Origin of the sequence: Dorea sp. AM13-35 (genome assembly GCF_003473885.1) — a bacterium.
GTDB lineage: Bacteria > Bacillota > Clostridia > Lachnospirales > Lachnospiraceae > Dorea_D > Dorea_D hominis.
The window spans coordinates 58,008-73,495 of record NZ_QUCZ01000013.1; the positions used below are offsets into that span (position 1 = coordinate 58,008).

The 15,488-nt window shown below is 42.0% G+C and carries 15 protein-coding genes and 1 pseudogene; 15 read left to right on the forward strand and 1 reads right to left on the reverse strand.

Annotated elements, in window-relative coordinates; genetic code table 11:
• Positions 1–41: 41 nt before the first annotated feature.
• From DW152_RS12825 to purD, 10 genes and pseudogenes are all read left to right on the forward strand, one after another.
• Positions 42–446: pseudogene (locus tag DW152_RS12825) on the forward strand (sugar transporter); the annotation flags it as partial.
• Between the two features lie 351 nt (positions 447–797).
• Positions 798–1,478, forward strand: coding sequence for an orotate phosphoribosyltransferase (pyrE, locus tag DW152_RS12830; protein WP_021861344.1), 681 nt, complete (start codon positions 798–800; stop codon positions 1,476–1,478).
• 17 nt (positions 1,479–1,495) lie between these two features.
• Entirely contained in the window at positions 1,496–1,648 is a 153-nt protein-coding gene (locus DW152_RS13365) for a hypothetical protein (RefSeq protein ID WP_021861345.1), read from the forward strand.
• Positions 1,649–1,680: 32 nt separating this feature from the next.
• Entirely contained in the window at positions 1,681–2,145 is a 465-nt protein-coding gene (locus tag DW152_RS12835) for a VanZ family protein (protein ID WP_021861346.1), read from the forward strand.
• A complete protein-coding gene (locus DW152_RS12840; protein ID WP_118288792.1) occupies positions 2,129–2,473 on the forward strand; it encodes a DUF6142 family protein in 345 nt (114 codons plus the stop codon). The genes DW152_RS12835 and DW152_RS12840 overlap by 17 nt, the downstream gene beginning before the upstream one ends.
• Positions 2,474–4,522: an aminopeptidase gene (locus DW152_RS12845; RefSeq protein ID WP_118288793.1), complete on the forward strand. Its 2,049-nt coding sequence runs from the start codon at positions 2,474–2,476 to the stop codon at positions 4,520–4,522.
• Between the two features lie 42 nt (positions 4,523–4,564).
• A complete protein-coding gene (purE, locus tag DW152_RS12850) occupies positions 4,565–5,074 on the forward strand; it encodes a 5-(carboxyamino)imidazole ribonucleotide mutase (protein ID WP_021861349.1) in 510 nt (169 codons plus the stop codon).
• A gap of 23 nt (positions 5,075–5,097) precedes the next feature.
• Complete coding sequence (gene purM, locus DW152_RS12855) at positions 5,098–6,123, forward strand: phosphoribosylformylglycinamidine cyclo-ligase (RefSeq protein ID WP_117538415.1); 1,026 nt, start codon at positions 5,098–5,100, stop codon at positions 6,121–6,123.
• On the forward strand, positions 6,117–6,743 hold the full coding sequence (gene purN / locus DW152_RS12860) for a phosphoribosylglycinamide formyltransferase (protein ID WP_117538416.1): 627 nt from the start codon (positions 6,117–6,119) through the stop codon (positions 6,741–6,743). The genes purM and purN overlap by 7 nt, the downstream gene beginning before the upstream one ends.
• 15 nt (positions 6,744–6,758) lie before the next feature.
• On the forward strand, positions 6,759–8,033 hold the full coding sequence (purD, locus tag DW152_RS12865; RefSeq protein ID WP_118288794.1) for a phosphoribosylamine--glycine ligase: 1,275 nt from the start codon (positions 6,759–6,761) through the stop codon (positions 8,031–8,033).
• 170 nt (positions 8,034–8,203) lie between these two features.
• On the opposite strand, the gene DW152_RS12870 is transcribed toward purD, so the two are convergent.
• Positions 8,204–9,061 carry a MurR/RpiR family transcriptional regulator gene (locus DW152_RS12870; RefSeq protein WP_118288795.1) on the reverse strand — a complete coding sequence of 286 codons (858 nt, stop codon included), beginning with the start codon at positions 9,059–9,061 and terminating at the stop codon, positions 8,204–8,206.
• Between the two features lie 287 nt (positions 9,062–9,348).
• Here DW152_RS12870 and ald point away from each other — a divergent pair, with 287 nt between their 5' ends.
• The 5 genes from ald (at position 9,349) to radA (ending at position 15,336) form a co-directional block, all read left to right on the forward strand.
• Positions 9,349–10,464, forward strand: coding sequence for an alanine dehydrogenase (gene ald, locus DW152_RS12875; protein WP_021861354.1), 1,116 nt, complete (start codon positions 9,349–9,351; stop codon positions 10,462–10,464).
• A gap of 118 nt (positions 10,465–10,582) precedes the next feature.
• On the forward strand, positions 10,583–10,966 hold the full coding sequence (locus DW152_RS12880; RefSeq protein WP_021861355.1) for a GntR family transcriptional regulator: 384 nt from the start codon (positions 10,583–10,585) through the stop codon (positions 10,964–10,966).
• Entirely contained in the window at positions 10,963–13,407 is a 2,445-nt protein-coding gene (locus DW152_RS12885) for an ATP-dependent Clp protease ATP-binding subunit (protein ID WP_118288796.1), read from the forward strand. Before DW152_RS12880 ends, DW152_RS12885 begins: the two co-directional genes overlap by 4 nt.
• Positions 13,408–13,463: 56 nt before the next feature.
• Positions 13,464–13,877: a hypothetical protein gene (locus DW152_RS12890; protein ID WP_021861357.1), complete on the forward strand. Its 414-nt coding sequence runs from the start codon at positions 13,464–13,466 to the stop codon at positions 13,875–13,877.
• A 103-nt stretch (positions 13,878–13,980) separates the two neighbouring features.
• Positions 13,981–15,336: a DNA repair protein RadA gene (gene radA, locus DW152_RS12895; RefSeq protein ID WP_118288797.1), complete on the forward strand. Its 1,356-nt coding sequence runs from the start codon at positions 13,981–13,983 to the stop codon at positions 15,334–15,336.
• The last annotated feature ends 152 nt before the right edge of the window (positions 15,337–15,488 follow it).

The window sequence follows — 15,488 nt, forward strand, 5'->3', positions numbered from 1 at the left end:
TCTATACTAAAAGAAGATGTAAATGTAGGAGGTAATGAAGTATGTCAATTACAGCTGAAACAGCGAAAGCGCATGCAAAAGACCCTGCAGTTCTTTGCTGCAGAGCAGAAGGTGGAATTACAATTGAACCGGCTAACCTGGAAGATCCGGCAATCTTTGATGAATTAGTAGATTCTGGATTATTAAATCTGGATGGATGTCTTACAATCGAGCAGGTACTGGGAGCAAAACTTACAAAGACAAGTGATTCTCTCTGTCCACTTACTGTAGACAACGTAGAAGGAATCAAAGAAGTTACAGAAGAAGTACCGGCTGAGGAAGCACCGGCAGAAGAAGCTGCAGTTGCTCCGGAAGTGAATGTAGAAGGTGCAGCAGTGACTGTAAAACATGGAAAGGTAGTTATTTCTATCAAAGAAGGAAAAGATATTTATCTTGAACTGCCAGTCTAGTATTAAAAAGGGATGTAAGAAAACTGTCGTACGTATCGCGTACGGCAGTTTTTTTTGTGTCGCGTTTTCCACACGTTGCCTGTAAAGAAAAATTGTGTTATTATTAAAAATAATGATGCCATACGAATTGTTTCGTACTTCGTACTCCCGCAATTCTACCCAATATTCGCATATCGTGAAGCTTATGCTCCACTTTTATGCTCATATCGGGCGGGGCACTAAGCCATAAAACCACTCATGTGCAAGCACATCGTGGTTTCAGGCTTTTGCCCCTGGCATCATATAATGTAAAAAAATAAGAGCAGAACTGTAAGAGCAAAACTGCTCATTCATACGGAGGATAGAAAGATGGAGAGCTACAAACAGGAATTTATTAAATTTATGGTAGAAAGCGATGTGCTGAAATTTGGAGAATTTACATTAAAGAGTGGAAGAAAATCCCCTTTCTTTATGAATGCAGGAGCATATGTGACAGGCTCCCAGCTTAAGAAACTCGGAGAATACTATGCAAAAGCAATCCATGATACATACGGAGATGATTTTGATGTGTTGTTCGGACCGGCATATAAAGGTATTCCACTTGGGGTTGTAACTGCAATTGCATACAGTGAATTATATGGAAAAGAAGTACGTTATTGCTCTGACAGAAAAGAAGAGAAAGATCACGGTGCAGATAAAGGAAGCTTTCTTGGAAGCAAATTAAAAGACGGCGACCGTGTGATCATGATCGAAGATGTTACAACATCCGGTAAATCCATGGAAGAGACAGTTCCTAAGGTAAAAGGCGCCGCTGATGTTACGATCGTGGGACTTATGGTTTCTTTAAACCGTATGGAGGTTGGAAAAGGCGGAGAAAAATGCGCACTCGACGAGATCAAAGACCTGTACGGATTCGATACTGCAGCGATCGTTACAATGGAAGAAGTTACAGAGTGTCTGTACAACAAAGAGTGTAACGGAAAAATTGTGATCGATGATACATTAAAAGCAGCAATTGACGCATATTATAAACAATATGGAGCGAAATAATAACGGAGGATTTCACTATGAATGAGAAGATATACAAATCCATGACTTTTGCAGGAGTTTCTAATATTGCAGTTGGAGTTATCGTAGCAGTGGTAGGTGTTGTCACGGGAATTATTACGATCATTAGCGGTGCCCGTCTGCTGAAAGAGAAGAAGAAGCTTACATTTTAAGCATGGACAGATAAATAAGGGGAGTGTACAAAGTGAATTCGGGCAGTAGAAAGAGAATTCGTATATTAGGGAAGATATTATTCGTATTATATATTATTTTTATTATCTATTTCCTGCTTTTTTCTGACTGGTACGGACGTACCGGTCAGATGCAGGAGTATCATTATAATCTCGTATTATTTAAAGAAATTAAAAGATTCTGGTATTATCGGGATCAGGTAGGCATGTTTGCAACATTTACGAATCTGTTTGGAAATGTTGTGATTTTTATTCCGTTTGGATTTTTTATGCCGATGGCAAGCAAACACAGAAGTTTTCTGGCTACATTGTTTTACAGTTTCGGGTTGAGCTTGTGCGTTGAAAGTTTTCAGCTGATCACGAAAGTCGGATGCTTTGATGTGGATGACCTGCTGCTTAATACGCTTGGCGGTGTGGCAGGATATCTGATATTTATCATCTGTGTGGCACTAAGGAGGATACATGGTCGTAAAAAATAAACAGAAAAGAAAAATGATGCGGACCAGATTCGGACAGTCACCAAGGAGACATTCCAGAAAAGGAATGAAATCATGTATACTTGCAGCGCTGTCATTTCTGCTTCTGGTCTTTATGATCTGGATTTCATTTTATTTAAAAGGAAATGTAAATATCCTGATCGGTTTTGCAGGACTGTTTACTATGGTGATGGCAGGATATGGCATTTATCAGGGCGTTACAGGACTGAGAGAAAGAGATAAAAATTACATTACGTGCAAAGTGGGAATTGCAGTCTGCAGCGCACTTTTCCTTGGTATGTGCGCAATATTTATCAGGGGGCTTGTTTAGATGGTGGAAGAAAGATACAATCTGGTGGTAGATAGAATTGGCGATATTAAGGAAGAAAGAACGGTGGATGTGAAGTTCCGTGACTATTTTGTAAAAGTTGCGGAATTTATTCATCTTATTGATGGGACGAAAAAGAAAATAGAGGATCATACATTTGATGGGATGCAGATAGAAGAACTGGCTGCATGGAACAAGAAGCTTTACAGCGATATCCTTCCGGAACATTACCGGGAGAGCTATGCAAATCCGGATTATGCGGTGGCGCAGCTTGGAGAAGCGTATGGAAGCACACTCAGTGCGCTGTATGCGGAAATACGTGCAGCAATCGTGTATGTATATGAAAAGAAAACAGAATATTTAGATATTCTGTTTGAACTTTTTATAGAGGTATATAATCAGTTCGAGGAAGAAGAAATGCCGGAGACACATGTGTTAAAGGAGATCCTGTACTGGTACGCCAGCGATTACTGTGATGTTTTTGTGGCAGACCGCATCCATGAGCAGGTAGATGCTACACAGTCTTTTGCAGCAGATCTGATCCTTGGAAGTGATCTTGCAGATCTTCGTTATCTGTATCGCTTTGGAGAGTATATCAGTGACAGTGAGCTGACAACTGCAAAATATCTGTTGTCACTGGATGAAACAACAATTCAGAAGATGGCAGATGTATACACAGAAGGATACCGGATCGGTTTTGTGAATACCGGAAAAGATCTGTCTAAGAAAAAGACGGTCAATATCCGTTATGTATTAGGCTTTGAACGTGTTGTCAAAAAAGCAATTGAGAATTTTGATAAAATGGGGCTTAAGCCGGTTATTTACCGGAGTGGTGTCAGCATGCTGACGAAGAGACAGCATTTGAAGATTGGATACTATGGAGCTATTGCAAATAAACAATATGAGTATGATCACAGAAATGACCAGGCGTTATTTTTGGATAAGAAATTTGTGGAACGCAAATTAGAAGTGATCGCGACTACTTACGAACATCTGAAAGAAGAAGCGGGAGCTTTTGCAGGACCGGCATGCATAGAGATGTTTGGAGAAGTTCCGTTTGTGCCGGAGCAGAAAGAAACAGCTCTGAAATTAAGCGAGAAACAGCAGGAGTTGTCCGTATTTTTTGACGGACGTCAGAGTCGGCTTACGAACACTTATATTCCGGGAGATGAGAGAAGTTTTACGATCATTGCGTATCCGGTGCCGGAGATCGGAGAAGATTACGAGGAGATATTCCAGGAGATTATCCGGATCAATACGCTGGATGCGGGATTGTATGAACAGGTTCAGCAGACACTGATCGATGCACTGGACCGAGGAGAGTCCGTGCATATCTGCGGAGAAAATGGGAACCACACTGACCTTACTGTACAGCTACACACGCTGAGTGATCCGGAAAAAGAGACAATTTTTGAAAACTGTGTTGCTGATGTGAACATTCCGGTGGGAGAAGTATTTACATCACCGGTACTGGAAGGAACAAACGGTGTACTGCATGTGAGCAAAGTTTATCTGAATGAGTTACAGTACAAAGATCTGGAAATTACATTTTCCAATGGAATGGTTGCAGATTACCGGTGTAGCAATTTCGAACGCGAGCTGGAGAATAAGGAATATATCCGGGATAATGTTTTATATCGTCATGACACACTGGCACTTGGAGAATTCGCAATCGGAACAAATACGACTGCTTATCAGGCGGCAAAAAAATATGGCATTGAGGATAAAATGCCGATTTTGATCGCAGAGAAGATGGGACCACATTTTGCAGTGGGGGATACCTGCTATAGTTGGTGTGAGGATATAACGGTTTACAATCCAAATGGGAAAGAAATCATAGCAAGAGATAATTCGGTCTCAATCCAGAGAAAAGAGGATTTGGGAAAGGCGTACTATCACTGCCATACAGATATTACCATTCCGTACGAAGAACTTGGAAAGATCGAAGTAAATAAAAAAGACGGCGGTCATATTTTACTTCTGGAACATGGAAGGTTTGTTCTGCCGGGTACGGAGATTTTAAATGAGCCATTGAAAAATATAGATAAATAATGTAATATTTTCAATAGTAGAAGAACAGAAAGGAAGAGAAAAATGCCAAAAGTAGGAATTGTGATGGGCAGCGACTCGGATTTAAAAGTAATGAGCAAAGCTGCAGCGATGTTGGAAAAATTAGGGATTGATTATGAGATGACGATTATCTCAGCGCACAGAGAACCAGATGTTTTCTTCGACTGGGCGAAATCCGCAGAAGGAAAAGGAATTAAAGTAATCATAGCAGGTGCAGGTATGGCAGCACATCTTCCGGGAATGTGTGCGGCATTATTCCCGATGCCGGTTGTAGGAGTGCCGATGTCAGGTAAGAACTTGGCGGGTGAAGATGCACTGTTTTCAATTGTACAGATGCCACCTGGAATCCCGGTTGCCACAGTAGCAATTGATGGTGGTATGAACGCAGCAATTCTTGCAGCTAAGATTCTTGCAGTTTCAGACGCAGAGCTTCTTGAAAAGCTTAAAGCTTATACAACAGAGATGAAAGAGACAGTACAGGCAAAAGCTGCAAAACTGGATGAAATCGGATACGAAGCATATTTAAATAAATAAAACATACACAAAGGAGACGAGTTATGGATTACAAAAAAGCTGGTGTCGATATTGAGGCAGGTTATAGATCAGTAGAACTGATGAAGGAGCATGTAAAGAAAACAATGCGTCCGGAAGTTTTAGGCGGACTGGGAGGATTCTCAGGAGCATTTTCTCTTACAAAGATTAAAGAGATGGAAGAGCCGGTGCTCTTATCCGGAACAGATGGATGTGGAACAAAAGTGAAACTTGCCATGGTCATGGACAAGCATGATACGATTGGGATCGATGCAGTAGCAATGTGCGTCAATGATATTGCATGTGCAGGTGGAGAACCGTTATTCTTCTTGGATTATATTGCGTGTGGCAAGAATTATCCGGAGAAGATCGCAGCAATCGTAAGTGGTGTTGCAGAAGGATGCCTTCAGTCAGAGGCGGCGCTGATCGGTGGAGAGACAGCAGAGCATCCGGGACTTATGCCTGAGAATGACTATGATCTGGCTGGTTTTGCAGTTGGTGTCTGCGATAAGAAAGATATGATCACAGGGGAGAATTTAAAAGCAGGCGATGTACTGATTGGTATGGCGTCCAGCGGTGTACACAGTAATGGTTTTTCTCTCGTTCGCAAAGTTTTTGAGATGACAAAAGAATCTCTGGATACTTATTATGATGAACTTGGCAAGACGCTTGGAGAGGCGTTACTTGCTCCGACAAGAATCTATGTAAAAGCTTTGAAGAATGTGAAAAATGTCGGTGTAACAGTAAAAGCCTGCAGCCATATTACCGGTGGTGGATTTTATGAAAATATTCCTCGTATGCTCATTGACGGTATGCATGCAGTTGTAGAAAAAGACAGCTATCCGGTACCACCAATCTTCAAACTGCTTGCTGAGAAAGGCGATATTGAAGAGCAGATGATGTACAATACATACAATATGGGATTGGGTATGATCGTTGCAGTTGATCCGGCAGATGTTGATAAGACAATGGAAGCAATCAAGGCAGCAGGAGATGAACCGTATGTTGTAGGACATATTGAAGCAGGAGAAAAAGGAGTTACCTTATGCTAAATGTAGTTGTAATGGTATCCGGCGGAGGAACGAATCTTCAGGCGATTATTGACGCAGTTCATTCCGGCAAGATTACAAATACCCGGATTGCAGGTGTGATCAGCAATAATCAGAATGCATATGCACTGACAAGGGCAGAGGAGAATGGTATTGCTGCACAGTGCATTTCACCTAAGCAGTTTTCAGACAGAACAGAATTTAACAGGGCACTGCTTGATGTGGTTGATGCGATGGAACCGGATCTTATCGTGCTGGCTGGATTTCTGGTTGTAATTCCACCGGAGATGATCCGTAAATATGAACACCGTATCATTAATATACATCCGTCTCTGATCCCGTCTTTTTGCGGGACTGGATATTATGGACTGAAAGTACATGAAGCGGCACTTGCAAGAGGTGTGAAAGTGGTCGGCGCGACCGTGCATTTTGTGGATGAAGGAACTGATACAGGACCGATCATCCTGCAGAAAGCGGTGGAAGTACAGAATGGAGATACTCCGCAGATACTTCAGCGACGTGTGATGGAGCAGGCAGAGTGGCAGATCCTGCCAAGAGCGATTGACCTGATCGCTAATGGAAAAGTAAGTGTGACAGAAAGAATTGCAACAGTGAATGAATAAGTGGAGGACGAGAAGATGAATGTATTGATCGTAGGTAGTGGCGGAAGAGAACATGCAATTGCTTATTGTGTAGCAAAGAGTCCGAAGGCAGATAAGGTATACTGTGTTCCGGGGAATGCAGGAATAGCACAGATTGCAGAGTGTGCGCCAATCGGAGCGATGGAATTTGACAAAATTGTAGCTTTTGCAAAGAAAAAGGACATCGATCTCGTTATCGTCGGAATGGATGATCCTTTGGTAGGCGGACTGGTAGATGCGCTGGAAGCAGAAGGTATTCGTACATTCGGACCAAGAAAGAATGCAGCAATTCTGGAAGGTTCAAAAGCATTTTCCAAGGATTTGATGAAAAAATACAACATTCCAACGGCTGCTTATGAGAATTTTACAGATCCGGATAAGGCACTTGATTATCTGAAGACAGCAAAGATGCCGGTTGTATTAAAAGCAGACGGACTGGCACTCGGAAAAGGTGTACTGATCTGCAATACACTGGAAGAGGCAAAAGAAGGCGTGAAGACGATTATGCTGGATAAGAAATTTGGCTCTGCCGGTAACGAGATGGTGATTGAAGAGTTCATGGTTGGACGTGAAGTCTCTGTTCTTTCTTTCGTAGATGGAAATACAATCAAGACAATGACTTCTGCACAGGATCATAAACGTGCAGGAGACGGAGATACAGGACTTAATACCGGCGGAATGGGTACATTCTCGCCAAGCCCGTTCTACACAAAAGAGGTAGAAGATTTCTGTAATAAATATATTTATCAGGCAACGGTTGATGCCATGAAAGCTGAAGGAAGACCATTTAAAGGCGTGATTTTCTTCGGACTCATGCTGACAGAAGCTGGTCCGAAAGTGTTGGAGTACAATGCCCGATTCGGAGATCCGGAAGCACAGGTTGTCCTGCCACGTATGAAGAATGATATTTTGGAAGTAGTAGAAGCCTGCATAGATGGAACGCTTGATCAGGTAGATCTGCAGTTTGAAGACAATGCAGCAGTATGTGTCGTTCTGGCAAGTGATGGATATCCGGTCAAATACGAAAAAGGAATTCCAATCCACGGTCTGGAAAAATTCGATGATGCAGACGGATATTATTGTTTCCATGCAGGGACGAAAGAAAACGATGGACAGATCGTCACAAACGGAGGACGTGTTCTTGGAATTACTGCAAAAGGAAAAGATTTAAAAGAAGCCCGTGCAAATGCTTATGCAGCAACAGAATGGGTAGAATTTGCAAACAAATATATGCGTCATGATATCGGTAAAGCGATTGACGATGCAATGTAAAATATAGTATTTATTAAAAACATAAAAGCCAGCTTCCGGTTAGCGGATGATGTGTCTCTGTATCAGGATACATCATTCGCTAACCGGAAGCTGGCTTCTTGTTATGGCGGCATCTGACGACCGCTAATCAACGAATAAAACTCACAGAGCGTGTTTTGACGTTAAACATATCAATATGTGCCCAGCTCACTTAAGTACTGGTCGATTTTTTTCAGCCGCTTCTCAATGCCCTTCACATGGTGGCTGATCGTATCAAGCAGTGCTTCACATGCAAACTGTGGTGCGACAAGAGAATTGAAAAAAGCATTGCTGTCAACCGGAACTGTAATCAGAACAGTGGCATAAGGTGCGAGAAGTGCACTTGGCTTGTCTGTGAAAAGAATAATCTGTGCGCCGACATCACATGCCATCTGTACAGCAAGTTTATCCATGGAAGAGTACCTTGGAAAGCTGAATACGATCAGGCAGTCCTCTTTTGAAATATTACACATATGATCAATCGGGCTGATGGAAGCGGAAGAAGTGCTTTCCACTCCGCGTACCATATGCTTCAGGTACAGAAGAAAATAATCGCCCAGACATGCATTGCCGCGGGATGCAACGATATATTTGTGTCTGCTGTTGATAATAATATTTGCAGCTTCATCAAAAGCAGAAGTTGCATTCTGCGAAAAAATAGTATCCAGATTTTTCGTTGTATTTTTATAATGTCTTTTAATATAATCTGAATTAGTTTCCAATTTTGCCTGCTTGGCAACTCGCTGTGAAGGTACAGTAATGGAGCTGGAAATGCTCAGCACCTTATCCTGATAATCCTTTCGCAGGGATTTCTGGAATTCCATAAATCCACTGTAACCCAGAGAGCGGCTGAACCGTACGACAGAAGATTCGCTTACGCCAAGAGTGTCGGCGATATCCGTTGAAGTCATAAAGCAGGCATCGGCTGAATTGTCCAGAACATATTTGGCAATCAGCTTCTGCGTTTTTGTCAGAGTTGCATTATGTATTGTTTCTCTTAATTCTTTCATAGTCTATTCCTCAGTTTTTTTACATATAAATAGAAATGAGATATTTCTAACTTAAATTTAATCATGAAAAGCCTAAATATGCAAGTGCAATTGTCGGTACAATTGACATATTATTAACGAAAATAAAACTTTCGTGAAATAAATAACTTTTATTGCATAATAGAAAGGCTTGTGTTAGTATAATTTTAGAGATAAATGAATAATATTCTTCACAAAAAATGAAAGATGAAAAATATTATCCCGGAAACTAAAAAGAAACGACATCAGTAAAACAGGAGGTAGTAAAAATGAAAGTTGGATGCGTAAAAGAAATCAAAAACAATGAATTTCGTGTAGGTATGACCCCTAACAATGTAAAGAGTTACAAAAATGCAGGACATGAAGTTTATATCGAAAAAGGCGCAGGGGTTGGCTCCGGCTTTACAGACAAAGAGTATGAAGATGCGGGCGCAATCATGATTGATTCTGCAAAAGAAGTATGGGACACCGTTGAGATGATGATCAAAGTAAAAGAGCCTCTTCCGGAAGAATATCCATTATTCCATGAAGGCCTGATTCTTTATACATATTTACATCTGGCAGCGGACAAACCGCAGACAGATGCACTCCTGAATGGAAAAGTAAAAGGCGTTGCATATGAGACATTGATCGAGCGTGACGGAAGTATTCCGCTTCTTGCACCGATGAGCCAGATTGCAGGCCGTCTGAGTATTCAGGAAGGCGCGAAATACCTCGAAAAACGTTTTGGCGGAGAAGGTGTTCTCCTGGCAGGTGTTCCAGGTACACCAAAGGCTAATATTGTAATCTTAGGCGGTGGTTCTGTAGGAACGAACGCATGCAAGATCGCAGTAGGTATGGGTGCCAATGTAACAATCCTTGATATCAATTTAAAGAGACTTGCATATCTGGATGATATTTTTGGAGCAAGAATCCAGACACTTGCATCTAATGATTCCAATATCGAACATGCAGTAAAAGAGGCAGATCTTGTAATCGGTTCTGTTCTGATTCCTGGTAAATCTGCACCGAAGCTGTTTAAAAAAGCATATTTAAAAGAGATGAAACCAGGTGCTGTATTTGTTGACGTGGCAGTTGACCAGGGCGGATGCGGTGAGACAACAAAAGTTACGTATCATGATGATCCGATTTTTATTGAAGATGGAATCGTACATTACTGTGTAGGAAATATGCCTGGAGCAGTTCCGAGAACATCTACAATTGCGCTTACGAATGCAACATTAAGCTATGGACTTCAGATTGCAGGAAAAGGTCTGGAGCAGGCTTGTAAAGATAACGAAGTGATTTTCTCAGCAATTAATACATACGATGGAAAACTGACATGTAAGAACGTTGCAGACAGTTATGACTGCTACGAATATGCAGATATCCATACACTCGTATAAGAGAGAAATTTCCAAACTTAATTCCTTCAAAGTTGCGAAAGAGAGCTTACAGTTTTTATTGTAAGCTCTCTTTAATTGTGTTATAGTGGTTGTATAACAAAATGAAAAAGGTGATAATGTGCTGATAGAAGTTGATTTTAACAGCGATGAAGCAATCTATGTACAGTTGCAGAACCAGATCATTATGGGAATTGCAACAGAGATGATCAAAGAAGGTGATACGCTTCCGTCGGTCAGACGTCTTGCAGACAATATAGGGATTAATATGCATACGGTGAACAAGGCATATTCTATTTTAAAGCAGGAAGGCTTTATACAGCTTGACCGCAGACGAGGTGCTGTGATCGCCATTGACGTAGACAAAGCGAGAGCACTTCTGAAGTTGGAAGAACAGTTAAGAATCCTTCTGGCAAAGGGATGCTGTAAGAATATAACCAGAGAAGAAGTTCATACTCTGGTTGATGAGATTTTTGATGAATACGGGAAAGGAAAGACAGAATGATTTATACAGAACAGGCAAAAGAGGCGCTTCGCCTGTCCAGGACAATTGCGAAGGAGCTGCATCATCCTTATATAGGAACTGAGCATTTACTGCTTGCATTACAGAAAGTATTTACAGGTGTTGCAGGACAGGTGCTGGCAATGAACCGTGTGGATGAAGAACGTCTCGTGCAGGTTATTAATGAACTTGTAACTCCGGTTGCAGGTATACAGACGATTGACAGCAGAAGTATTAAGAACAGTCCAAGATTGGAATTTGTGTTAGAAGAGAGTAAGATAGAAGCAGTGCGCGTGCATGCAGATAAGATAGGAACAGAACACATGCTCCTTGCGCTTGTGCATGATGCAGACTGTGTGGCGGCAAGAATATTGCAGACGTTAAATATCAGTCTGCAGAAGATATCGCAGGATATCTGGCTTGTATCCGGTGTTGATCCGAGAGAGATGATGGAGGATATGGCAGCAGATGCAGGTGGAAGAAAGGATTCCGTGCTGGATCAGTATGGAACAGATCTGACACTGCGTGCAGAAGAAGGCAAATTAGATCCGGTGATCGGACGAGAGAAAGAGATTGAGCGTCTGATGGAGATCTTAAGCAGAAGAACAAAGAATAATCCGTGCCTAGTCGGCGAACCGGGTGTAGGAAAGACCGCAGTGATCGAAGGTCTTGCAGCCCGAATTGCTGCAGGAATTGTTCCGGAAAGTATGAAGAACAGGCGGATCTATACGATGGATCTTGCGGGAATGCTTGCAGGCACGAAGTACCGCGGAGAATTTGAAGAACGTATGAAACGGCTGATCCGTGAAGTAGAGAATGCTGGAGATATCATTTTATTTCTGGATGAAGTGCATACGATCATTGGCGCAGGCGGCGCAGAAGGTGCGATGGATGCTTCTAATATTTTAAAACCATCGCTTGCGAGAGGAGAACTGCAGCTTATTGGTGCAACAACGATTTCTGAATATCGCAAATATATAGAGAAAGATGCTGCATTGGAGCGCAGATTCCAGCCGGTTACGATTGAAGAGCCGGATGAGAAGAAGTGCACAGAGATTTTAAAAGGATTAAGAGCCGGCTATGAGAAGCATCATCAGGTAGAGATTGATGAAGAAGCGCTGGATGCTGCGGTGAAGTTATCTGAGCGCTATATCAGTGATCGCTTTTTGCCAGATAAAGCCATCGATGTTCTTGATGAAGCGTGCGCGAAAGTACGGTTGCGTGGATTCAAGGCACCGGCATCTGTATATGATCTGGAGGAACGTCTTGTAAAAGTAAAGACAGATCTGGAAAATGCGATCCGCAGCGGTGATATGTCGGAAGCCAGAGAGAAGAACCAGGAAAAAGAGCAGATCCAGAGGAAATTAGAACGGACGCAGGAGCGCTTCCGGCGGAAGAATAAGGAAAGTAAATTTACTGTCACAGAAGATGATGTTGCAGATGTTGTAGCTGAATGGACGAAGATCCCGGTACACAGACTTAAGGAAGAAGAAAGCGTGAGACTTAAGAAGCTGGAGGCAACGCTTCATAAACGTGTAGTCGGTCAGGAAGAAGCCGTTACGGCGGTGGCAAAGGCAGTAAGACGTGGACGTGTCGGTTTGAAAGATCCGAACCGCCCGATCGGTTCATTCTTGTTCCTCGGACCAACTGGTGTAGGAAAGACAGAGCTTTCAAAAGCGCTGGCAGAAGCAATGTTTGGAAGTGAAGAGTCTATGATCCGGGTAGATATGTCCGAATATATGGAAAAACACAGCGTGGCAAAACTAATCGGATCTCCACCGGGATATGTCGGGCATGAAGATGGTGGTCAGTTGAGCGAGCAGGTGCGCAGACATCCATATTCGGTTGTATTGTTCGACGAAATTGAAAAAGCGCATCCGGATGTATTTAATATATTGTTACAGGTTTTAGATGATGGACATATTACAGATTCACAAGGAAGAAAAGTAGATTTCCGTAATACCGTGATTATTATGACATCGAATGCCGGAGCACAGGCGATCATTGATCCGAAGAAGCTTGGATTTAATGTGAAGGAAAATGCGGCCGATGATTATAAGCGGATGAAAGATAATGTCATGCGTGAGATCAAACTGATCTTCCGCCCGGAATTTTTGAACCGTATTGATGAGATTCTTGTGTTCCATCCGCTTGGAAAAGCAGAGATCAAGAAGATTGTCGGAATGATGTGCCGCGAACTTACAAAGCGTGCGAAAGAACAGCTTGGAATTAAACTCACGATCCGTGAATCTGTGAAAGAGTATATTGCAGAAACGGGAATGGATCAAAAATATGGCGCAAGACCGCTCAGAAGAGCGGTACAGAACCGGCTGGAGGAACCGCTGGCAGAAGCACTTCTGAATGGAGAAGTAAAAAAAGACTCCGAAATAGTAGTCGGAATGTCTAAAAAAGAAATAAAATTTATCCCAAAAGCTACAAAATAAAAATGTTTTGATATATAATAGGGATACGAAAGAAGAACTGTAGGAGGACACATGAAATGGCAGCTGTGAAAGAATTATTAAGAGCTGAGAATGATGGAACATTAAGCTTTGGAGATTATACATTAGGGAGTAAGACCAAACTGGACGGTTTTGAATTTCAGGGAGACATTTACAAAGTAAAGACATTTTCTGAGATTACCAAACTGGAGAAGAACGAAATGTTCGTATATGAATCCGTACCGGGAACAGCAGTTACGAATTTTAATGCATCTGAACAAGTCGTTACATTTTCTGTATCAGCAATGCAAGATGTTCAGTTTACACTGGAACTGGAGGCAGATACCGAATATGTAGTATATCTGGATGATGTGAATGTCGGAGATATGAAGACGAATCTGAGTGGTAAGCTGAGCGTCAGCGCTGAACTGGAACCAGAGCGTTCGATGGAAGTTAAGATCATTAAAAAATAATCCCGACCGATTATTGATATTGATGGAAACAAAGTGAAACAGAAAAGTCAAAAAGGGCTGCGAGAGAGCAGCTCTTTTTTTACCAAATTATAGGAGCGTTAGAATGGCAAAAGCAAAGAAGAGTGTATATTTCTGTCAGAACTGTGGGCATGAAGAGTCAAAGTGGCTTGGGCAGTGCCCGATGTGTAAGGAATGGAATACATTTGCAGAAGAAAAGGTAGTATCGATAAAAGGACAGAAAAGTTCGGTGGAAAAACAGGTACAGGCAGTAACTTTGTCGAGCGTGACAACAGACGAAGATGAGAGAATGAAAACAGAACTGGTAGAACTGGACAGGGTGCTTGGTGGAGGAATTGTGCCAGGATCACTGGTCCTGGTTGGCGGAGATCCCGGAATTGGTAAATCGACATTACTTTTACAGGTTTGTCAGAAACTTTCTGCAATGAATAAAAAGGTGTTGTATATTTCAGGAGAAGAATCTCTGAAACAAATAAAACTGCGTGCGAACAGGATGGGTGAATTTTCAGAAAATCTTTATCTGTTATGTGAGACAAGTCTGAATCTGATCCAGACGGCAATCGAACGGGAAAAGCCGGATGTGGTAGTGATTGATTCTATACAGACAATGTACAATGAAGAGATTGGATCGGCGCCGGGGAGCGTTTCGCAGGTGCGGGAATCTACGAACGTATTTATGCAATTGGCAAAAGGTATGAATATTGCGATTTTTATTGTCGGTCACGTGACAAAAGAAGGTACAGTTGCAGGACCAAGAGTTCTGGAGCACATGGTAGATACCGTACTTTATTTTGAAGGGGACAGACATGCTTCTTACAGAATACTTCGAGGAGTAAAAAACAGATTTGGCTCCACGAATGAAATTGGCGTGTTTGAAATGAGAAAAGAAGGCCTTGTAGAAGTTGAGAATCCGTCAGAATTTATGTTGAGCGGCAAACCGGAAAATGCATCGGGATCGGTTGTTGCCTGTGCAATGGAAGGGACAAGACCAATGCTGATGGAAATTCAGGCGCTGGTTTGTAAAAGTAACTTTGGAATGCCGAGAAGAACGGCAGCAGGAATTGACTATAACAGAGTGAATCTGCTGATGGCGGTTCTGGAAAAAAGAGTCGGATTGCCGTTATCCGGGTATGATGCGTATGTAAATATTGCCGGAGGAATCCGTATGAATGAGCCGGCAGTAGATCTTGGAATTATAATGGCAGTTGCGTCAAGTTATAAAAATCGTCCTGTAAGTGAAGATACGATTGTGTTTGGTGAAGTTGGGCTCAGTGGTGAGGTGCGTGCAGTAACCATGCCTGAACAGAGAGTTGCAGAGGCTAAGAAGCTTGGATTCAAGGTGTGCGTGGTCCCGGAAGTGTCGTTGAAATCAATTGGTAAAGTAGAAGGAATAGAAGTAATTGGCGTAAAAAGTGTAAATCAGACGATGAACTTATTGTAAGAATAATTATCAGAATATTCGGAATTGAAGAAATTATAAAAACATTATTGACAATTATGAATTGTAGTGGTATTCTAATATAGCTGTCGCGTGAGGCAAACCTGAGAAGCGTAGATGTCACACGGAAGACAACAAAGAAAAATAAAAAAGTT